The following is a 20,869-nucleotide window of genomic DNA, read 5'->3' on the forward strand; positions in this document are numbered from 1 at the left end:
TCGAGTTCTTGCAGCGCCGGTCGGTCGGCATTTCACGGTCCGACCGCGCCCATGGGCAAGGACCTCCACCGCCAGGGCCGCCCATGCACAGCGAACCGAGCGGCACCTCCACGACGGTAGTGGGGTCAGTCGCGACCGGTGTAGTTCGGTGCCTCGACAGTCATGGTGATGTCGTGCGGATGACTCTCTTTCAGACCCGCCGCAGTGATCTGCACGAACTGTGCCTCCTGCAGTTGTGCGATCGACTGCGACCCGGTGTATCCCATGGCCGCGCGTAGCCCGCCGATCAGCTGATGGATGACCTGGTCGACCGGCCCGCGGAAGGGTACGCGACCCTCGATGCCCTCCGGTACCAGTTTGTCCTCGGCCAGCACGTCGTCCTGGAAGTACCGGTCCTTGGAAAACGACTTGACCTGTCCACGGCCTTGCATGGCGCCGAGGGATCCCATACCGCGGTAGCTCTTGAACTGCTTGCCGCCGACCAGGATCAGCTCGCCCGGCGACTCGGCGGTGCCAGCAAGCAAGGAACCCAACATCACCGAGGACGCGCCCGCGGCGATGGCCTTGGCGATATCGCCCGAGAACTGGATGCCACCGTCGGCGATGACCGGGACACCCGCGGGCTTGCAAACAGCGACCGCCTCCAGGATCGCGGTGATCTGCGGCGCTCCGACGCCGGCGACGACCCGAGTGGTACAGATGGAGCCGGGACCGACGCCCACCTTGACTGCGTCGGCGCCCGCTTCGACCAGGACTGCTGCGCCCGCCCGCGTCGCAACATTGCCGCCGACGACCTGGATCCGGTCACCGACCTCCGACTTGACCTTGGCCACCATCTGCACCACCTGTGCTTGATGGCCGTGCGCGGTATCGACCACCAGCACGTCGACGCCGGCGTCGGCAAGCGTCATCGCCCGCGACCACGCGTCCTCCCCGACGCCGACGGCTGCGCCGACCAGCAAGCGCCCGTCCCGGTCCTTGGTGGCATTCGGGTATTGGTCGGTCTTGACGAAATCCTTGACCGTGATCAGACCACGCAACCGACCGTTGCCGTCGACGATCGGCAGCTTCTCCACCTTGTGGCGACGTAGCAGCCCGAGTGCAGCCTCGGCAGTCACACCCTCCTGTGCAGTGATCAGCGGAGCCTTGGTCATCACATCGGCCACCTTGCGGTTCTGATCCACCTCGAAGCGCATGTCGCGATTGGTGATGATGCCCACAAGAGCGCCGGTTTCGTCCACCACGGGAAGCCCCGAAATACGGAACCGCGCGCACATGGCGTCGACTTCGGCAAGCGTATCGGATGGGCGGCAGGTCACTGGATCTGTGACCATACCTGCCTCCGACCGCTTGACCGTCTCTACTTGAGACGCTTGATCGGCTGCCGAAAGGTTGCGATGCAATACTCCCATGCCGCCCGCACGAGCCATTGCAATGGCCATTCTCGCCTCGGTTACCGTGTCCATCGCAGAACTGACCAATGGAGTGCGCAACCGGACTTCTCGAGTCAGTTGGCTGGTGGTCGCCACGGCGCTGGGAATCAGATCCGAAGCGGCCGGCAACAACAGCACATCGTCGAAGGTGAGGCCGAGCATGGCAATCTTGTTCGGATCGTCACCACCCGTAGGAGGGCGGACTGCAATTCGTTCGCCCGATACGGGACTACTCATTCGGATCGACCCCTCCTGGACCTCGATAGCGACCGGCGCCGGACGAACCGGCGCCGTGACGACTGAATGGGATGGACGGCGGCATTCGGCGGCAATGCTGTCGCGACCACCGGAGCCTGCGCCCAATGGTATCTGCCCGGAAAACTCACCAGTGAAGCGAGCCCGGCACCGAAACTGGCGGAGCGCATCGCTGGCGCAGACCGCCCTGTTCTGCGTACCGTGGGGGTGTGCGCGACCATCTACCACCTGGCTTGCCGCCGGATCCGTTCGCCGGAGACCCCTCCGACCCGTCCGCCGCGCTCGATGCCATCGAGCCTGGCGAGCCGCTGGATCCTCACGAGCGCCTCGCGGTCGAGGAGGATCTCGCCGATCTGGCGGTATACGAAGCTCTGTTGGCCCACCGTGGTATCCGTGGGCTCGTGGTCAGCTGCGAGGACTGCAGGCAGGACCACTACCACGACTGGGACATGTTGCGCGCCAACCTGCTTCAGTTGCTGGTCGACGGGACTGTCCGCCCCCATGAACCCGCCTACGATCCGACACCGGAAGCGTACGTGACGTGGGACTACTGCCGCGGCTACGCGGACGCCTCGATGAACGAGGCATTCCAGGGCGACGGGTTCGACGGACTCGACGGCTGAAACACGGCTCTGCGCGCATCCTCACCGCACCCTCCACCGTGGAGCCGCTGCCCGTGGATCTCCGTCACACACGACCGACGGCGTGATGCCGACTACTGAGGACGGGTCCGACAAATAGCACCGGGCGTGCCGTTGCCCTCTCCGCTCTCCGCGATCAGCGACCGGGCTGACCCGGTCGGTCCGCCTGACTGTCCTCTGGCTCTGGGGCATCGGTTTGCCCACTATTTCCTTCGGTTTGCCCATTGTTGCCTGACGGCTCCGCCCCGGGGGGTGGGACAGCCGTTGTCGCATCTGGCGGCGGTGTCGGCTCCTCAGTCACCCGCGGCGGCTCTGTAGGTGCGGTAGTTGCCGCCGGCGGTGTGGTCGGCGACAGTGAGCCAGTCACCACGGTTGGAGCGCTCCCAGTCGGGGGCACGGTGGTCGCGTCGGGGTTGGGCTCCGTCGCGTCCGCCGACTGCGACGCAGCGCTGCCCCCCTCGCCCGGCATCCGCAGCACTGTCGGCCCGCTATCTGAGGTCACCGCGCCGGACGACGTCGTCGTCGTCGTGCTAGCACTGGAGGGTGTGACGGAATCTCCGGACTGCGCAGTCACCGGCTCGAGCTGGTCGGCCAGCCCCGGCGACACCTTGCGAAGTTCTACGAACAGACGTTGCCACTCGGTCATCAGCTCGTTGCGCTTGTCGACATTGCTGACCTGCGTAGCGTTCTCCTTGGCCCGCTCGAGTCGCTCCTTCGCCTGAGTCGGGTTCTGCGTCACCAACGCCGATGCCTCGGTCAGGTCGTCGTCCGCCCGCTGCACGACGGTCGTCTGGGCTTGTTCACTGAAGACGACCTCTTTGACCCGCCAGAGCGGATCGCCTGGCTCCGCGCCATAGGAGAACGCCGTCATGCCACCGATGACCAGAGCCACCGCGGCCGCGAAGCCAAGGATCGGACGCAGCAGCCGCAGTCGTGCGCCGCTGCGGGCTTCCTGCCGGACCTGCCGAGCGCCGATCTCCTGGTTGACCGCGGCCACGATCACATCTAGATCAGGCTCAGCAGGCATCGGTGCAGCGATCAGCTCCGCCCGCCAATCCCTGAGCAGTGTTGCGAACCGATGTTCCTCGGCATCGTCGGTGTTCACCGGACCGCCGCTTGCGATGGCGTCGATCAGAGCGTCGTCGCGGCGAACCGCGACGATGTCGACCGGGGCGACGTCAGCGGAAGCCTCGGCGTAGGGGCCGCTGTTCGGCGATCCGAGCTGCGCCTTCCAGTCGTGCGGACCACCCTCGCCATCCCTAGCCATACATTTCACCTGCCCTCGCCACATACGACTTGAGTTTTGCGAGCGCTCTGTGCTGAGCCACTCGCACCGCGCCTGCCGTACTGCCCACGGCAACTGCGGTTTCTTCGGCCGACAAACCCATGACCAGGCGCAAGATCAAAATCTCTCGATGCTTCTCCGGAAGCGTGGCGAGCAGATGGTTCATCTGTCTGCTCGTCTCGGATTCGAGAGCTCGTTGTTCCGGACCTTGGTCGGTGGATGTTACATCTGGTACTTCGGCCATCGCCTCGGCCTTGTTACGAGCGGCATTGCGGTGAGCGTCGGCGACCTTGTGTGCAGCGATTCCGTAGACGAAGGCCATGAAGGGCCTGCCTTGATCCTGATATCTGGGCAAGGCAGTCATCACGGCCAGGCAAACCTCCTGTGCGACATCATCCGCGGAGAATTGCCCACGCTCCGCGACTCCGACCCGCGCGCGGCAATAACGCACCACGAGCGGGCGGATCATTTCCAGTACCTGGGCTAGAGCGGATCTGTCACCCCGCCCAGCGGCAGCGACAGCAAGCGCCAACTCTTCGCCCGTGTGCGTCATCGTCAGAGGTATTCCCGGCGTTACAAAGTGGCACGGTCCGATGGTGACCAGTGCTTCCACCGAAGGGGCGGAACGGAATCAACAATAGCGACCCGGCACGACGCGTCGGGCACTATGGTCGGGCCCGAGCCCTGGGCGCCGCAACGGTTGTTGTGAGATTCGTCAAGCTCCCAAGGGACGAAGCATTCCGCCACGACGCGCAAGGATTGCGGCGCACTCGGCCGCCTCCTGCGTCGCAGTCTCGACACCCAGTCCGGCTCGCAGCATGGCGCACGCCCACTGCAATGGAAGCAGACCGTATTCGCGGCATTGCACGGAGACTTCTGCGGCCACCGTGTCCGAACGCTCCCGGGCTCCGGCGGCGGCCGCCGTGGCGGCGACCAACAGACGGGACTTGACCTGGTGCCGCACCGAGGGTGCGGATTCCGCTCGTTGCGCCGCGACTGCCGCATGCTCACATGCTGCCCGGAAATCTCCTGTTGCCATGGCGGTTTCGGCAAATACCCACTGGAGCCGGATCTCCGGTCGCCAACTGCCGCCGTGCGGCAGCGTTGCGGTGGCGCGGCGCAGCAACCGACTGGCCATCGAAAATCGGCCGGCGCCGAGCGCGTCTGCAGCGAGTCCGGTGAGCGCGTCACAGAGCGCGTCGGCCGCATCCGGTACATAGCTCTGCCGCGTATTCGAAATCTCCACACCCCTCACACCGCTGGTTGCTGTATCGGTGCCGAGAATCACGGCTGCGGCGCGCCCGTCGAAAGCGGCGGCGCGCCGGTGCCAGCCGAGCTGACGAAGGATGGAACCCTCCGTACTCTCGGCCAACGACCGCAACACCGGGTCGGCTGTGTGGTCGTAGACCTTTTGCACTTCGACGCGCGCCGCGGCATACCGTCCCTGCCCGCACAGCGCCACCGCGCGATACCACCGCCCGAGCACGTCCGGGGCAGACGGTAGCTCGCCGGCGGCACGACCCGGGTCGGCACCGAAGGCGATGTCGGCGAGGACCACGGTCGGTGACTCTCCCAGCGGAGTGTATGCAGACACGGGCGCACTCTATACGTGCGCCGCACAGGGACACCGACGAATAGTGTCCCAGGCGTCAGCAACCCGCCGCATTCAACCGTCGCGGCCGTGTTGCCATCACGTAAAATGGCTTCGTCACCCGAAGGGCAGCCTGGACAGGAATTCACAGGAATTTCTGTCAATTAACCTGCATGCCTCGTTTCTTGCATCATCGGTCCCCATGACCCGTGCACCGCCGGCATCCGCCTGCCACGGCCTCGCGCACGGCTTACGGAGGTCTGGGCAGCACATCAGAGCCGATGCCGCTACCTGCGGAAACTCAGTCGATTCGCCCGCGCGAACCCTATACCGTGCAGCGACGAATCCATCAGTATCTCTGGATCGGCCATGAAAGTAAATACTCGGCAGGTTAATTTTATCGACATGAGAACCAGAAACGGCTATCGCAGACTATTGACGGAATTTTGCAGCTGGACATAACGTATCTCATCGCCACGGACGGCGCCGGCCGAAATCGCGGCGAGTTCGAGGCCGCACCCCTGGGTACCTCTCGCTACGGCGCCGTGGCCCAAAAACCGTTGCAGAACAACTGCTCGACAACGTCGACGAGCTCGCACCACGAGGAGTTCACCATGCCCATGCCGACCCACCTCCCGGGCCCCAACGCCGATGTCTGGGATTGGCAGATGCGAGGGTCCTGCCGCGGGCAGGACTCCGCGGTGTTCTTCCACCCCGACGGCGAACGCGGCCGAGCCCGCACCGCACGGGAGATGCGCGCCAAGGAGATCTGCCGCGCCTGCCCGGTGCTCATGCAGTGCCGCGCGCATGCACTGAAAGTGAGCGAGCCCTATGGCATCTGGGGCGGCATGTCGGAAGCCGAGCGCGAAATGCACGCTCGACGCCATCGCCGCCGGATGGCGGTCTGACCGAATCTTCTCCCATCCACGTGGCACCGAGCATCGAATGCCTAGCAGATAACAGGCGACTACAACAGGCTCCACGGCGCCCATTCAGCTGAGCCGGTCACGGGAACCGCGATCGGTTCCGCACCGTAGGTCGGCGCGCAGGTTGCGATCGGAACGTAGCCGCTTTCGCAGGAGTGTCGGTCCCCGCGGGCCGACGCGCACCCCCACCGATCGGGAGGTGATAGCAACCCGCTACGGTAGTGGCCGATGACACAAAATGGAGCGTTGTGACGACGCGGCCCCCGGCCGCAGAAGGCGACTCGTTCCGCCGAGAAGCCTCCCCACCCACGGTGGATCCTGCGGTAACGGCACGCGCAGCCGAAAGCGTCGAGCTCGCCGGGCTTTTGCACCGATGCGGCCTTGCCGACCAAGAAGCATTCGCCGAACTGTACGACCGGACGTCTGCACGCGTCTTCGGTCTGGTCTTGCGGGTCCTCCACGACCCCGGATACGCCGAAGAAACCACCCAGGAGGTCTATCTGCAGGTCTGGCGGACGGCAGCAAGTTTCGACCCGGAGAAGGGCTCGGCCGTGACGTGGTTGATGACGCTGGCGCATCGCCGGGCCGTCGATCGAGTTCGAGCCGAACAGGCACAAACCCAGCGGGAAGTCGTGTATGGCGTGCGGGTTCTGGGCAACGAATTCGACGAGGTCACCGAGGAGGTCGAGCGTAGGCTCGAACAGCAGGCCGTCCAGGCGGGCCTCGCCACACTGACCGAAACTCAACGGGAAGCCATCTCGCTTGCCTATTACGGCGGTCGAACCTACGCGGAGGTAGCAAGCTATCTCGACGTGGGGCTGCCTACTGTGAAGTCCCGGATTCGGGACGGATTGACACGACTGAAGAGAAGTTTGGGGGTGACGTGAGATGAACGAACGCCAGATCGATCTCGCGCACACCGTCGCGCTCGGATCGATCGACGACGACGACCATCAAGGAATACAAGACCTGCTCGACGGCGAGGACCCTGCGCTACGCGAGGAGTTCGCTCAGCAGGTCGACGACACACAGGCGGCCCTGGCTGCCCTCGCCACCGCAGTCGCCACCGCCCCACCGCCGTCGTTGCGCGGGCGCCTGCTCGCGGCCATCGCTGCCGAGCAGCCACCGGTGGCCAGCTGAACCCCGGCCCCCTGCCGCCTTCCCACACCCCGGCACGAGGCCCCCGAACCGATGTTCGGGGGCCTCGTGAATACAGCGTGATACCGTGCCGGATCAGTGCATGTGACCGGCGTGGCTGTGGTCATCCTGTTCTTCTGCGGGCTTGTCGACCACGGCGCTCTCGGTGGTGAGCACCATGCGCGCGACCGAGGCCGCGTTCACCACCGCCGAGCGAGTCACCTTCACGGGGTCGACGACGCCATCGGTGAGCAGATCACCGTAGCTGAGCGTAGCGGCATTGAAGCCCTCCTTGCCGGTGGTCACCTTGTCGACCACCACGGCGCCGTCCATGCCCGCATTGGTGGCGATCCAGTACAACGGCGCCTGCAGCGCGGTACGCACCACCGCGACGCCGACTGCCTCGTCACCGGACAGCGACTCGCGCAGCTCGCCCAGCTTGGCGCTCGCCTGCACCAGGGCGGTGCCACCACCAGAAACGATGCCCTCTTCCACAGCGGCTTTTGCCGCATTCACCGCGTCTTCGACGCGATACTTGCGCTCCTTGAGAGCAGTCTCGGTAGCCGCGCCGACCTTGATCACCGCCACGCCACCGGCCAGCTTCGCCAGCCGCTCCTCGAGCTTCTCACGGTCCCAGTCGGAATCGGTGGCCGCAATCTCACGACGCAATTGCGCGATGCGAGCTTCGATGTCTTGGTCGGAGCCGGCGCCATCGACGATGGTGGTGTCGTCCTTGGTGACCACGACGCGGCGCGCCGTGCCGAGCACGTCCAGACCCGCCTCGGACAGGGAGATGCCCAGGTCGGGATTGATCACGGTGCCGCCGGTGACCACGGCCAGGTCATCGAGGAATGCCTTGCGACGATCGCCGAAGAACGGCGCCTTCACCGCGACGACCTTGATCGTCTTACGAATCGCATTGACCACCAGGGTGGACAGCGCCTCACCCTCGATATCCTCGGCGACGATGAGAACAGATTTGCCGGACTCGGCAATCTTCTCCAGCAGCGGCAGAAAGTCCGGCAGCGAACTGATCTTTTCGCGGTGCAACAAGACGAGCGCGTCCTCGAGAACGGCACGCTGGCTGTCGGGATCGGTGATGAAATAGGGCGAGAGGTAGCCCTTGTCGAATTGCACACCTTCGGTGACGAGGAGGTCGGTCTGCAGACCAGAGGACTCCTCGACGGTGACCACACCGTCCTGACCGACAGTGGTGAGCGCCTTGCCGACCATCTCGCCGATCTCTTCGTCTCGAGACGACACCGTCGCGACCTGCGCAATGGCCTGCTCACCGGAGACCGGGGTGGCCATCGCAAGCAACCCTTCGGAGACGACGTCGGCGGCCTTGGCAATGCCGGAACCGATCGCGATCGGATTCGCTCCTGCCGCAACGTTCTTCAGCCCGGCACGAACCAGCGCCTGGGCCAGAACTGTTGCTGTGGTCGTGCCATCGCCGGCCACGTCGTTGGTTTTGGTGGCGACGCTCTTGACGAGCTGCGCGCCGAGGTTCTCGAACGGATCCTCCAGTTCGATATCGCGCGCGATGGTGACGCCGTCATTGGTCACCGCCGGGCCACCGAAGGACTTTGCGAGCACGACATGCCGTCCACGCGGGCCGAGGGTGACCTTTACGGCATCGGCGAGCTGGTCGACGCCGCGTTCCAGGGCTCGACGAGCGTTCTCGTCGAACTCGATCTGCTTTGCCATGGGGTTTCGCTCCTGTATCGGATTGCGGCGCCGTCGGGTCCTGCGTGACTATACGAGCTGCCGCCTCCGGATCCGTCGCTCGCGCCGCTGGGTTCTGCGCCGGGTGTCGGTACACACCGAATGCACTCCGCCCCGGGTCGCGGGAGACACCGGGGCGGAACACACGAGTGTTCGGCTACTTGGTGACGACGGCCAGCACGTCGCGCGCCGACAGGATGAGGTATTCCTCGCCCTGGTACTTGATCTCGGTGCCGCCGTACTTGCTGTAGATGACGGTGTCACCCTCCTGGACATCCAGCGGGATGCGCTTCTCGCCTTCGTCGTCCCACCGGCCAGGACCGACGGCAACAACGGTGCCCTCTTGCGGCTTTTCTTTCGCCGTATCGGGGATGACCAGGCCGGAGGCCGTCGTCGTCTCGGCCTCGTTGGCCTGGACGAGGATCTTGTCCTCGAGCGGCTTGATGTTCACGCTCGCCACGTTGAGCCCTCCACTTTCAGGGGATTCGGTCGTCCGGCACTGCTGTCCCGGACTCGTCGGTTCGGTCACGATGCCGACCCTGCGCATAGCCCCGTCGTCGCGGGTGCCGGGACCTCTGCCCAGTGGTCGAATTGCTGGCACAAGCACTACACACAGTGCCGACTAGCACTCTATACATGCGAGTGCCAGCGCTCAAGGTTGGGCGGTGCCAGCGTGGCGCGGCACGCCCACGACACTCGCCTCTTGGCGATCGGTTCGGAAAAACAGTAACGTTCAGATAACGGATCATGACACCATCGACGACTGTCGTGATCCGGTCACCGCGCTCGTCGCCGGCCGGCGGCGAGCGCGGCCACGCGCCGCGCTGTCGACGGCACGCGACGCTGCACGACCACATATCGCACGTGATCCATGCTCGGTGATCGCGCCCGACCTCGAGGGGAACGGTTCGATTCCGGTCCGGGTCGCGTGTCGTCCATACAGCGGTCCCATGGTCCACCGAGATGGTCGGCGACGCACCGATCATCCACGCGAAGGGAGGTGAACATGCGAACATCCCTCGGCATCTCCGCCGGAACCGAGGTCGTGTGCTCAGCGCTGGTATCCACCAGGTCCAACGGCACCCAGATCTTCGACTATCGCGTTGTCTCCGCCGACGCAGCCCGATCCGATCTCGGTGACCTGGTGGCCTCGTCGATCGAGCTGATGACGACCCAATTGCCGGCCACCTCTGCTCCGCACCAGATCACCCCACCCGTGGGACGACGTTTCGCGGGTATGCATCGCGATGTCGAGTCCGCCACCCTTCCGCCGCCCACCAGCGTCGCAGTCGCCTACCGGACCGAGGAGCAGGCCCAGCTCATTCGTTCGGCCACCGGCAGACGGCACGAACTGGAGCTGATCCCGGAAAGCACCGCCGCGCTGACATATCTTCGGCACACAGGTCTGCTGGCCCGCTACGACACGGTCGCCATCGTCGACTTCGGCGCCTCCGGCCTGACCGTCACAATCGCAGACCAGGCCGATGGGGCCCCGCTGCGCGCCGATCGCACGACCTCCGTCAGCGGCAAGGCCATCGACGAACTGATCTACCAACATCTGGTTGCGCTGCACTTCGCCCGGCGCAGCGCGCGCCCGAACCGCGGCATGCTGACCAATCGCGGCCGCGCGGCCAAGGAACACCTGTCGGTCGCAACCTCGGTCACCGTCGACCATGTCGCAGGGCGCCCAGTGAAACTGACCCGAGTCGACTTCGAGGAATTGGTTGCCGACCTATTGCACAGCATGACGCTGTTCGTCACGGCCACATTCGCGCGGGCGCCACAGCAACCCCAAGCAGTAGCGGTGATCGGAGGCGGCGCCAATATTCCGACAGTGGTCGATACGCTCACCACCGCACTGGATGTGCCAGTGCTCACCGTGCCCGACCCCGAGGCGGTGACCGCAAAGGGCGCAGCGTTGATCGCCGATACCGCCCAAGCGTCGGCGGGCCCAGCGGGAGCACACCTCGGCGAAGCCCCGACCGGGGCCTTCGCCAAAGTGTTCGGTACGCTGGCCGGCGCGATCGTGGTCGTCGGCCTGATCATCGGCTACGGCGTGAAGACCTTCGCGCCGACCTCGGAGAACGACGTCTCTCCCGCCGGGACCACCAACAGCACCTCCGGCCTGCCGACACCCACTTCGCCCCCGACATCTGCGGTCCCGAAATCCGACCACCCCGCCCCGCAATACACAGCTCAGCCCTCGAGCGGCGGCATTCGACAGACGACAACTACGCAAGCGCACCCCGACGGCAGCAGCATTCCGTCGAGTACACCGACGGTGACCCCGACTCAGCTCACGCTGCGCCCCGATCCGGACCTTCCGCTGATCCCGTTTCCCGAGCTCCTCGCCCCGATGTTGGGCAATCCGCACACACCCGGGCAACCCCCGCCGGAAGCACCACCGGACCCGACCGTACCGAGCGCCGAGCCGCCGCCCGATACCGGGTCGACTCCGCACCACGTGCCACCACAATCAGGCACGCCGTATCTTCCACCGGCCGACTCCGGGTCGGCGTCGAGTCCTCGACAGCTCATCGCGCCGAACCGATTCGGCACGAGACCACCTCCCGAGCACCCCGGGGATTCCGGCCTCGACGCCACGTCGGAAACGGATCCAAGGGCCGCTGGGCGCACGCCGGATCGGTTTCCGCAACTCAGCGGACGAGGCTGACCGACACCGGCAGGCCCGGATCGGTTCCGACCGTCAGCGGCGACGGCGCGGTGCCACCCGGGACCACATGCGCGCCCAACGCCGCGATCATTGCGCCGTTGTCCGTACACAACCTGGGCCTGGGCACCCGCAGAGTCACACCGGCCGCGGCGCACCGTTCCTCGGCCATCGATCGAATACGTGAATTCGCCGTCGCTCCCCCACCGAGCACCAGGGTGTCGACACCGACATCGCGGGCAGCGCGAATTGCCTTCAGAGTGAGCACATCCGCAACAGATTCCTGGAACGATGCCGCAATGTCGGCGATCGGCAGCTGGTCGGCACCGATCCCTTGCCGCTGCGCCCGCTCCACATATCGGGCGACCGCAGTCTTGAGACCGGAGAACGAGAAGTCGTAACGTGCATCACGTGGCCCGGTCATGCCTCTGGGGAATGCGATGGCGCCCGGATCCCCGGTTGCCGCAGCGGCATCGAGCGCAGGACCACCAGGAAAGCCCAGCCCGAGCAGCCGCGCTACCTTGTCGAAAGCCTCACCCGCTGCGTCGTCGACGGTGCTGCCCAACTCGACGATCGGCTCGGCCAGATTCGTGACGTGCAGCAGGTGGGTATGGCCACCGGAGACCAGCAACGCAATGCACGGCGGCATCGGCCCGTGTTCGAGCGTATCCACGGCAACATGGCCGCCGAGGTGGTTGAGCGCGAAGAAGGGTACGTCCCATGCCGCTGCGTACGCCTTTGCCGCGGCCACACCGACCAGCAACGCACCGGCCAGACCTGGGCCGGCGGTCACTGCCAGCGCATCCGGCTTCACGATGCCGGCAACGGACAGCGCACGACGCATCGCGGGCACGATCGCCTCGAGATGTGCACGTGAGGCGATCTCGGGAACCACACCCCCGAAGCGCGCATGCTGATCGACGCTGGAGGCGATTTCGTCCGCGAGCAACTCGCAGGTGCCGTCGGAATTCCTGCGTACGACACCGACACCGGTTTCGTCGCAAGAACTCTCGATTCCCATGATGATCATGACAGCACCTCGTCCGGAGTGCCGGCGTGCCGTGCGCGGTGGCCCGACAGCGCGGGGCGACGCATCGTGTACGCGTCGGCGCCGCTGGGATGGTAATAGTTCTTCCGCAGTCCGATGATATGGAAGCCATGCTTGGTATACAGCGCGATCGCAGGCTCGTTGTCGGTGCGGACCTCGAGGAACACCGGTCCACCGCGCCTGTCCGCCTCCACCAGCAACGCCTCGAGTAGCAGGGTACCGATACCTGCGCGATGGCAACTCGGATCCACGCCGATGGTGTGGACCTCGGCTTCGGGGTGCGCGCGGTCGCCCAACAGGGCTATACCCGCGTAGCCAAGCGTTCGCCCCTGGTCATCGCGCGCAGTGATATAGCGGTTGTGCGGCCCAGCCAGCTCGGAATGGAAGGCCACCGCAGCCCATGGGTCGTCCTCGGGGAACAGCAGCTGCTCGAGTTCGACGCACCGTGCAACGTCAGCAGCCGCCATGGGTTCGATACGGAAAGCCACCGGCGTCACGCTCCGGTCCGATCGAGTCTGCGATGGGCGTGCTCGACTGCATCCGGCCTGCGCAGATACAAGGGGACCAACGGCGCCGGTACAGCGCGGGCGAGCACTTCGGCCGCCGCCACCCGCACCAGTCCCGCGGGTGAGGGTGTCTCGACCGGGAGCACCGGGAGATCGAAGAAGTCGACATGCGAGGCGGACCCGACGATCGCCGTGGCCGGCCCGCCGTCGAGGTCGGTGGGTCGGCAGACCTCGGGTCCGGCTACGCGGACACTGTCACGGTAACGCGCCCAGTACACCTCACGCCGACGTGCGTCGGTCACCACGAGTAGCTCGGCGGTCGGCGGACGCTCCGTGGACGGCACCGAAAGATCGGCCGCAGCATCGGCGGCGATCGCGTCGAGACTGCACACGCCGTACACCGGGATACCCAGTGCGTCGCCGAATGCGGCCGCGGTCGCCACTCCGACGCGCAAACCGGTGAACGGTCCCGGACCGACGCCGACGACGACCGCCGCGATGTCCGTCCTGGAACAAGCTGCCGCGGTGAGGCATTCCAGAATCTGCGGGGTGAGCACCTCGGCGTGGGCGCGGGGGTCGACCCGCACCCGGGAAGCGACGACACGTACGTGGACAGGGTCTGCGGCGCCGGTGCCCCGCTGCACATCCACCAGTCCCGCGGTGACAGCGGGCGTCGCGGTATCGACGGCTAGTACAAGCATGATTGACCCAACGATACCGGGTGGTAGCGATTGCCGATGCAGAGCTACCTAATGGCTAATCTACCCATTCCCAGACTGCGGTGCGCACATCCGAATCCGGCTCACGAGCCAACTGCACGCGCAGGTGCCGCTCGGCAAGGTGTTCCACTACCCCCCGGCCCCATTCGACCACGATGACGGCCTGATGTAGATCGGCATCCAGGTCCAGAGCGTCCAACTCGTCGAGGTCGCCACCGAGCCGATAGGCGTCCACATGCACCAGCGGTACCGCGGGGGCTCCTACCCGATGTCCGGCACGGTGCTGGCGCGCGATGATGAACGTCGGTGAGGTGACCCGGCCCTGCACACCCAAACCGTCGGCGATGCCGCGAGCGAGTGCGGTTTTACCCGCGCCGAGTGGGCCGTCCAGCACTACCAAGTCACCGGCATGCAAACTCTCGGCCAGCTCGCGGCCCAGCGCCTCGGTGTCGGCGACCGTGGGCAGGACCCGGCGTTGTCGTTCAGCCACCAGCCACCTCCGGAATCTCACCGCGGATCGGGGCAGCACCAGGCACCGGTTCGGTTTCGTTCGACCCGTGCGCCCGCCTCATCGTGCACCCCCTCGATAGCGTCGGGCGGTTCGGCCGCGTGGAGCACACACCACTTCGTAGTGGATGGTGTCGAGCAGATCGGCCCATTCCTGAGCATGCGGTTGCTCATCGAACAACACAGCTGTGTCCCCTACTACGACGCCGCTCGAATTGTCACCCAGTTCGACCACGAACTGATCCATACACACTCGACCGACATTTCTATATCGGGTGTCACCGATCCGTACATCGAACCGGCCGCTCAAACCACGGAACACACCATCAGCATAGCCAGCAGCTATTAATGCGATGGTCGTATCGCGCGGTGCGATCCACGTGTGACCGTAGGAGACTCCCTCTCCCGCGGCAACCTCCTTGACAAGCGCGACTCGGGACTGGAAGGTCATCGCCGGACGCAAGCCGAAATCGTTGTCCGGAATCGGGGACAGGCCGTATACGGCGATGCCGCTCCGGACCAGGTCGAAAGCCAGGTCTGGACGGGTCAAAGTGGCAGCCGAATTGGCGAGGTGCACCAACTCCGGCTCCAGGCCGTGTTCCTTGGCCGCAGCGATCGCGTCCAGAAACCGCGCGTGCTGCAGGTCATTGGCAGGATGTTCGGGTTCATCGGCGCGCGCGAGGTGCGAAAAGAGCGCACGGAAATGCACCGTATGCTCATCGACGAGCGTGCGCACCGCCGCCAACAGCGGCGAGTATTCATCCGGTGCGGCACCATTGCGGTTCAGGCCGGTATCCACCTTCACCGTGACTGTCGCGGTACGGCCCAGCTCGCGCGCCGCCGAGGCGACCGCTTGCAGATGCACCCGTGAGGACACACCGATCTCGACGTCGGCGGCTACCGCGGCCGTGAGATCCGCGTCGGCGCTGTCGAGCCAACACAAGATCGGCGCCGTTATCCCGGCGGCACGCAACTGCGCCGCCTCCGCCACTGTCGCGACACCCAGTTCGCTCGCTCCAGCCGTCAGCGCTGCCCGCCCCACCTCGATCGATCCATGGTTGTAGCCGTCGGCCTTCACCACTGCCATCACCCCGGCATCGCCTGCGTGTTCCCGCAGAATCCGCACGTTGTGGGCAATGGCATCCAGATCGACGACAGTTTCCACCAGTGCGTTCACGGCTACCGATCCTGCCATTCGCGTCGAAGACACTGTTCGCGCATCACCCTGGTGGTCGGGACTGAGCACGGTCCGGGCTCGCGAGCCGACGCAGAACGCCGATCGCCTCGGGAAGGTGAGTCACCAGGCGACTGGACGAGATGGGGGCGCCCGCAGACGCGTCGGTGTGCGCGGCCAGATTCGCCGCCAGCGCATGCACGCGGGCGGCTGCGGCTGCCGACCACCAGGGGTCACCTCCCGCGGCGAGTACAGCTGCGAGAACCCCCGACAGCACGTCACCCGCCCCAGCGGTGGCCGCCCAGGACCCACCCGCCTCGTTGACCAGGACCGAACGCTCCGGCGCCGCGACCAGAGTCGCGCGGCCCTTGAGCAATACGGTCACCTGCCAGGATTCTGCGAGGTCGCGCACTGCCGCGACCCGATCCGCGCCCACCGGGCAGCCGGTGAGGCGAGCGAACTCGCCCGCATGCGGCGTCAACACCGTCGCAGCTGTGCGGTTACGCACCATATCCGGCTCGGCAGCCAGCAGCGTGAGACCGTCGGCGTCGACGACCACGGGAAGTTCGGTGGAAAGAATCTCGGCAAGACGTTCGCGAGCGACGGCGCCGGTGCCCGCCCCAGGACCGAAAACCCAGGATTGCACGCGTCCAGCGTCAGCGACCCGCCGCGTGGCAATCACTTCCGGGAACCTGTTCAAAACCTCGTCCACCGCGGATCCGGCATAGCGCACCATACCCGAGGTCGCGGCGACAGCGGCACCCACACACAGCACGGCAGCGCCCGGATACGTTGCACTGCCGGCACATACGCCGGTGACTCCTCCGGTGTACTTGTCGTCCGCCGGGCCGGGGACCGGCCATGTAGCGCCGATCGAGGCAGGTTCCAACGCGCCGAGACTCGGCTCCGGGAGCCGCAAGCCGATGGGGACCAACTCGATTCGGCCACACTGAACCGCCGCGAGCGCATGCACCGGTTTGTAGGCGCCGAACGCAACCGTGACGTCCGCCCGAACGGCGGGGCCGTCGACCGCGCCGGTATCGGGGTCGACACCGCTGGGAAGGTCGGCCGCCACGATCGGAGCATGCAACGCCGCAACGAGTTTCGCGGCATGCGGGCGTAGCCCGCCGCGGCCGGATATCCCGACAATGCCATCGACCACCAGATCCGGGGCCTCGACCCGATCGGTGACCCGACCGCCGGCTTTGCGTAGTGCGGCAAGCCCTTTCGTGTGTGCGCGCGCTGGATCCAACAGCACCGCGGTCACTGCCACTCCTCGACGACGCAAGAACGCGCCGGCCCACAGCGCGTCACCGCCGTTGTCCCCGGACCCGACCAACAGGGTCACTGCGCGCCCTGTAACACCGCCGCAGCGCTCGCGGAGCTCACCGGCCACTACTGTCGCCAATCCGTGCGCGGCACGCCGCATCGGTACCCCCTCGGGCACACGGGTGAACAACTCGGCTTCGGCCGCGCGTACCTCGCCGACGGTGAAATAGCTCCGTAACGCCGACATCGCCACTCCTCCGTTGCTGTGATCCACTACGCTGGGCCGTCATGCCGAGCGTCCGCTGCTGCACCAAGGCCATGCGAGTTGTCACCGGAGTCACCTTCTCCGGTGCGCTACTGCTGTCCGGGTGCGGCGGGGACACCGACCCGGTGGCGCCGACGACGACGCAATCGGTCGGCCCGACCACGATCGTCGAGCAGACGAACGAAAGCAAGCCCGCCACGGCCACCGTTCGCGTCACGGACATGAGGTTCTCTCCCGCCGAACTGCGCATCGCGGTCGGTGACACCGTCGTCTGGACATTCGACGACAGCGTCCCGCACACCGTGCAAGGAATCGGCGACAGGGCCATGGGCATCAACAGCCCCATCATCGACAAGGGCGAATGGAGCCATACGTTCACCACCGCGGGCACGTACCGGTACCTGTGCACACTGCATCCCGAGATGCGCGGGTCGATCACTGTCGAATAGCGCCCCCCGATACCGCTGATCGACCCGCCCGGCGCTCTCCGAGCCGGCCGGACCCCATCCGGCTCTCGCGGCCGTCGGGGCCTATTCGACAGTGACGGATTTCGCCAGGTTGCGCGGCTTGTCGATGTCGTAGCCACGCGCCTGCGCCACCTCGGCAGCGAAAATCTGCAGTGGAATCGTCGACAACAGTGGCTGAAACAACGTGGGCGCGCTCGGAATCTCGATGAGATCATCAGCGAACGGGCGGACGGTATCGTCACCCTCCTCCGCGATCACAATCGTACGCGCGCCCCGGGCCTGCACCTCTCGGATATTGCTCAGCAACTTCGAATGCAACACCGCGCGACCCTTCGGCGACGGCATCACCACGATCACCGGAAGCCCATCCTCGATCAAAGCGATCGGCCCGTGCTTGAGCTCACCCCCAGCAAAACCCTCGGCATGCATGTACGCAAGCTCCTTGAGCTTGAGCGCCCCCTCCAACGCCACCGGGTACCCGACGTGCCGGCCCAAGAACAACACGGTCTGCACGTGCGCCAGTTCGCGTGCAATGGTCCGCATCTGCGCAGCGGTTTCCAGTACCCGACCCACCAACCGCGGCATCGCCTCGAGTTCAGCGAACTCGCGCGCGACCTCATCGGGATACTTGGTGCCACGTGCCTGCGCCAAAGCCAGTCCGACCAGATAATTCGCCGTGACCTGAGTCAGGAAGGCCTTGGTCGAGGCAACCCCGATTTCGGGCCCGGCCCTGGTGTAGAGCACCGCGTCGGACACCCGTGGAATCTGCGCGCCATTGGTGTTGCAGATAGCGAGAACACGTGCCTTCTGCTCCTTGGCATGGCGCACCGCCTCCAGCGTATCCGCGGTCTCGCCGGACTGGGAAATCGCCACGACGAGCGTCGAGCGGTCCAGGACGGGGTCACGGTAGCGGAACTCGCTGGCCAATTCGACCTCGACCGGCAATCGTGTCCAGTGTTCGATGGCGTACTTGGCCAGGAGTCCGGAATGGTAGGCGCTGCCGCACGCGACGACGAACACCTTGTCGACATCACGCAGTTCCTGGTCCCCGAGACGCTGCTCGTCCAACACGATGCGACCGGCGCCGGCCCCGTCGCTGCCGAAATGACCGATCAAGGTATCTGCGACCGCGGTCGGCTGCTCCTCGATCTCTTTGAGCATGAAGTAGTCGTGGCCACCTTTCTCCGCGGCAGCCAGGTCCCAGTCGATGGTGAACGCACGGGTCTGCGCACCAACCTCGTCACCCGCGAAGTCGGTGACGAGGTAGCTGTCCGCGGTGATCACCACGGCCTGATCTTGGCCGAGTTCGACCGCCTCACGCGTGTGCTCGATGAACGCTGTCACGTCCGAAGCAATGAACATCTCCCCCTTGCCGACACCCACGACCAACGGCGTGGAGCGGCGCGCCGCCACGATCGTGTCGGGGTGGTCGGCGTGGGTGAAAACCAACGTGAACGCACCCTCCAGGCGGCGTAGCACGGCCAACGCACTAGCCACGAAATCACCGGTGGTCGGGCCATGGGCGTAGGCACGAGCCACCAGGTGAGCGGCGACCTCGGTATCGGTGTCGCTACCCAACTCGACGCCGGCATCCTCCAGCTCACGGCGCAACGGCGCGAAGTTCTCGATGATCCCGTTGTGCACCACGGCGACCGTGCCACTGTGATCGCGATGCGGGTGTGCATTGCGGTCGGTCGGCGCGCCGTGGGTCGCCCAGCGGGTATGTCCGATACCGGTCGTCCCAACGAAACGGCCGATGCCGATTTCCGACAGCTCGGATTCCAGATTGGTCAGCCGGCCCGCCTTGCGTCCCACCCTCAGCGCGCCCGCGCCGTCCAGAATCGCCACACCCGCGGAGTCGTAGCCTCGATATTCCATGTGGCGCAATGCGTCGACGACGACGCCGAGGGCGTCTCGGTACCCGACGTACCCCACGATTCCGCACATGGATCAACACCCTACTTATCCGATAACGTTCGTGTCGTGTCGGTGTCTGTGAAATCGCTTCTGAGCGCCCTGACCAGTCGCGGTCCCCACCGCGTGCTGCGTGGCAACTTGGCCATCGCCGGCCAACCGGGCGTGGTGTACACCCCCGAGTCGGGACGGAACCTCCCAGCCGTCGCATTCGGTCACGGCTGGCTGACCAGTGCCGGACACTACCGCGGACTGCTCGAACACCTCGCCTCGTGGGGCATCGTGGCCGCTGCCCCGGATACCGAGCGCGGTCCGATCCCGTCACATCTGGGACTGGCGACCGATTTGCTCACCACGCTCGACATCTGTACCGGCGTACGGCTCGGAGACGGCGCCATCAGCGTGGACCCCGAACGTCTTGCCCTGGCCGGACACGATATGGGCGCTGGCGCGGCAGTCATCGCTGCCGGTCAACGTCCGGTAGCCACGGTCGCAAGCCTGTTCCCGGCACCCACGGCCCCTGCCGCCGAAGGACTCGCGCCCGGACTCGACATGCCAGCACTGATCCTGGCCGGCGCGACCGACCTCGGCTCGATCCGCTCCAATGCCATCCCGATGGCCACCACGTGGAGCGGCCCAGCGCTGTTGCGCGCCCTCGACAAGGCCTCGCACAACGGCATCATCGAAGGCCGCCGGCTGCTGACAGCCGTCGGCGCCGGCAAGCACGAATTGAGGACGGCACGACTCACTCGCGCCCTGCTGGCCGGGTACCTGCTCGCCACGCTCAACGACGACAAGACCTACCGACCATTCGCTGATCCCCAGGCGACGATCCCGCACACTGCAGTCGTCGACCCCACCGCACCACGCGAGGAGCAGCCACAGAAGCTGAAGACGGTCGGCCGGATGGTCACGCTACTGCGACGGTAGTGATCGACGGCGACGGCCGTCCCGCAGTAGCTGCGGAGCATTCAGATCAGCCAGCTCTTGCGCTGGTAGAACTCTGTCTCTTCGTCCTGCTCATCGACGGGCGTGACCAGATCGGTCGCCTTGCGGGCAGCGACCGACCGGGCGATGGCCGCCCGGCGAGCCCACGCTGCAGCCTCGGGTCGTTGCTTCTCCTCGACTTCGACACCGCTGTGCGCCGTCTGCTCGGCACGCTCCGCTCGGAGCTGGTCCATATCGGCGGCGAGACGATCGGCGAATTCTCGGCTCGCCGCCGCGGTCTGCTCTGTGACATCGTGGATCTCCTCGAGCAACATCGCCATCCGCCGCCGATTCTCCTCGGACAGGCGCCTGGCTTCCTCCCCGTAGTTCACCATGTGCCCTACCCTCC

Annotated in this window: 21 protein-coding genes; 7 read left to right on the plus strand and 14 right to left on the minus strand. The window is 65.9% G+C overall.

Annotation, left to right across the window (positions count from 1 at the left end; all coding sequences use genetic code 11):
* Window positions 1-125: 125 nt before the first annotated feature.
* Complete coding sequence (guaB, locus tag K940_RS0122330; protein ID WP_196812335.1) at window positions 126-1,670, minus strand: IMP dehydrogenase; 1,545 nt, start codon at window positions 1,668-1,670, stop codon at window positions 126-128.
* 227 nt (window positions 1,671-1,897) lie between these two features.
* On the opposite strand from guaB, the gene K940_RS0122335 reads away from it, so the two are divergent.
* Window positions 1,898-2,311, plus strand: coding sequence for a DUF5319 domain-containing protein (locus K940_RS0122335; RefSeq protein WP_028479285.1), 414 nt, complete (start codon window positions 1,898-1,900; stop codon window positions 2,309-2,311).
* A gap of 154 nt (window positions 2,312-2,465) precedes the next feature.
* On the opposite strand, the gene K940_RS29945 is transcribed toward K940_RS0122335, so the two are convergent.
* From K940_RS29945 to K940_RS0122350, 3 genes are all read right to left on the minus strand, one after another.
* A complete protein-coding gene (locus K940_RS29945; protein WP_081706564.1) occupies window positions 2,466-3,596 on the minus strand; it encodes an anti-sigma-D factor RsdA in 1,131 nt (376 codons plus the stop codon).
* Window positions 3,589-4,167, minus strand: coding sequence for a sigma-70 family RNA polymerase sigma factor (locus tag K940_RS0122345; protein ID WP_028479286.1), 579 nt, complete (start codon window positions 4,165-4,167; stop codon window positions 3,589-3,591). The genes K940_RS29945 and K940_RS0122345 overlap by 8 nt, the downstream gene beginning before the upstream one ends.
* A gap of 162 nt (window positions 4,168-4,329) precedes the next feature.
* Window positions 4,330-5,208, minus strand: coding sequence for a hypothetical protein (locus tag K940_RS0122350; RefSeq protein WP_051407455.1), 879 nt, complete (start codon window positions 5,206-5,208; stop codon window positions 4,330-4,332).
* A gap of 611 nt (window positions 5,209-5,819) precedes the next feature.
* Here K940_RS0122350 and K940_RS0122355 point away from each other — a divergent pair.
* The 3 genes from K940_RS0122355 to K940_RS0122365 all read left to right on the plus strand — a co-directional run bounded on the left by K940_RS0122355 (window position 5,820) and on the right by K940_RS0122365 (window position 7,271).
* Complete coding sequence (locus K940_RS0122355; protein WP_028479288.1) at window positions 5,820-6,113, plus strand: WhiB family transcriptional regulator; 294 nt, start codon at window positions 5,820-5,822, stop codon at window positions 6,111-6,113.
* A gap of 329 nt (window positions 6,114-6,442) precedes the next feature.
* Complete coding sequence (locus K940_RS0122360; RefSeq protein ID WP_028479289.1) at window positions 6,443-7,018, plus strand: sigma-70 family RNA polymerase sigma factor; 576 nt, start codon at window positions 6,443-6,445, stop codon at window positions 7,016-7,018.
* Between the two features lies 1 nt (window position 7,019).
* Complete coding sequence (locus K940_RS0122365; RefSeq protein WP_028479290.1) at window positions 7,020-7,271, plus strand: hypothetical protein; 252 nt, start codon at window positions 7,020-7,022, stop codon at window positions 7,269-7,271.
* A gap of 93 nt (window positions 7,272-7,364) precedes the next feature.
* Here the strand turns inward: K940_RS0122365 and groL are convergent, their stop codons facing one another.
* Together groL and groES are read right to left on the minus strand one after the other, a co-directional pair.
* A complete protein-coding gene (gene groL, locus K940_RS0122370; protein WP_028479291.1) occupies window positions 7,365-8,975 on the minus strand; it encodes a chaperonin GroEL in 1,611 nt (536 codons plus the stop codon).
* A gap of 175 nt (window positions 8,976-9,150) precedes the next feature.
* Window positions 9,151-9,453, minus strand: a complete 303-nt coding sequence (groES, locus tag K940_RS0122375; RefSeq protein ID WP_028479292.1) for a co-chaperone GroES — start codon at window positions 9,451-9,453, stop codon at window positions 9,151-9,153.
* A 546-nt stretch (window positions 9,454-9,999) separates the two neighbouring features.
* Here groES and K940_RS29950 point away from each other — a divergent pair.
* Window positions 10,000-11,667 (plus strand): Hsp70 family protein, encoded by a 1,668-nt coding sequence (locus K940_RS29950; protein WP_155981067.1) that lies wholly within the window; start codon window positions 10,000-10,002, stop codon window positions 11,665-11,667.
* Here the strand turns inward: K940_RS29950 and tsaD are convergent.
* From tsaD to K940_RS0122415, 6 genes are all read right to left on the minus strand, one after another.
* On the minus strand, window positions 11,651-12,694 hold the full coding sequence (gene tsaD / locus K940_RS0122390; RefSeq protein ID WP_028479293.1) for a tRNA (adenosine(37)-N6)-threonylcarbamoyltransferase complex transferase subunit TsaD: 1,044 nt from the start codon (window positions 12,692-12,694) through the stop codon (window positions 11,651-11,653). The two genes, K940_RS29950 and tsaD, sit on opposite strands and share 17 nt — an antisense overlap.
* Window positions 12,691-13,200: a ribosomal protein S18-alanine N-acetyltransferase gene (gene rimI / locus K940_RS0122395; RefSeq protein ID WP_028479294.1), complete on the minus strand. Its 510-nt coding sequence runs from the start codon at window positions 13,198-13,200 to the stop codon at window positions 12,691-12,693. The genes tsaD and rimI overlap by 4 nt, the downstream gene beginning before the upstream one ends.
* Window positions 13,201-13,205: 5 nt before the next feature.
* Window positions 13,206-13,919 (minus strand): tRNA (adenosine(37)-N6)-threonylcarbamoyltransferase complex dimerization subunit type 1 TsaB, encoded by a 714-nt coding sequence (tsaB, locus tag K940_RS0122400; RefSeq protein WP_028479295.1) that lies wholly within the window; start codon window positions 13,917-13,919, stop codon window positions 13,206-13,208.
* 55 nt (window positions 13,920-13,974) lie between these two features.
* The gene (gene tsaE, locus K940_RS0122405; RefSeq protein WP_028479296.1) at window positions 13,975-14,427 is read right to left on the minus strand and encodes a tRNA (adenosine(37)-N6)-threonylcarbamoyltransferase complex ATPase subunit type 1 TsaE; all 453 of its coding nucleotides are present in this window, start codon (window positions 14,425-14,427) and stop codon (window positions 13,975-13,977) included.
* Between the two features lie 78 nt (window positions 14,428-14,505).
* Window positions 14,506-15,639: an alanine racemase gene (gene alr, locus K940_RS0122410; protein WP_081706565.1), complete on the minus strand. Its 1,134-nt coding sequence runs from the start codon at window positions 15,637-15,639 to the stop codon at window positions 14,506-14,508.
* Between the two features lie 25 nt (window positions 15,640-15,664).
* On the minus strand, window positions 15,665-17,134 hold the full coding sequence (locus K940_RS0122415) for an NAD(P)H-hydrate dehydratase (protein WP_028479298.1): 1,470 nt from the start codon (window positions 17,132-17,134) through the stop codon (window positions 15,665-15,667).
* 41 nt (window positions 17,135-17,175) lie between these two features.
* Here K940_RS0122415 and K940_RS0122420 point away from each other — a divergent pair, with 41 nt between their 5' ends.
* Entirely contained in the window at window positions 17,176-17,601 is a 426-nt protein-coding gene (locus tag K940_RS0122420) for a cupredoxin family copper-binding protein (RefSeq protein WP_051407456.1), read from the plus strand.
* A gap of 81 nt (window positions 17,602-17,682) precedes the next feature.
* Here the strand turns inward: K940_RS0122420 and glmS are convergent, their stop codons facing one another.
* Complete coding sequence (glmS, locus tag K940_RS0122425; protein WP_028479300.1) at window positions 17,683-19,566, minus strand: glutamine--fructose-6-phosphate transaminase (isomerizing); 1,884 nt, start codon at window positions 19,564-19,566, stop codon at window positions 17,683-17,685.
* 36 nt (window positions 19,567-19,602) lie between these two features.
* Here glmS and K940_RS0122430 point away from each other — a divergent pair, with 36 nt between their 5' ends.
* Window positions 19,603-20,463 (plus strand): dienelactone hydrolase family protein, encoded by an 861-nt coding sequence (locus tag K940_RS0122430; protein WP_028479301.1) that lies wholly within the window; start codon window positions 19,603-19,605, stop codon window positions 20,461-20,463.
* A gap of 41 nt (window positions 20,464-20,504) precedes the next feature.
* Here K940_RS0122430 and K940_RS0122435 read toward each other — a convergent pair whose 3' ends face one another.
* Window positions 20,505-20,855 carry a hypothetical protein gene (locus tag K940_RS0122435; protein ID WP_028479302.1) on the minus strand — a complete coding sequence of 117 codons (351 nt, stop codon included), beginning with the start codon at window positions 20,853-20,855 and terminating at the stop codon, window positions 20,505-20,507.
* Window positions 20,856-20,869: the final 14 nt, after the last annotated feature.

The organism is Nocardia sp. CNY236 (assembly GCF_000482385.1).
GTDB lineage: Bacteria > Actinomycetota > Actinomycetes > Mycobacteriales > Mycobacteriaceae > Nocardia.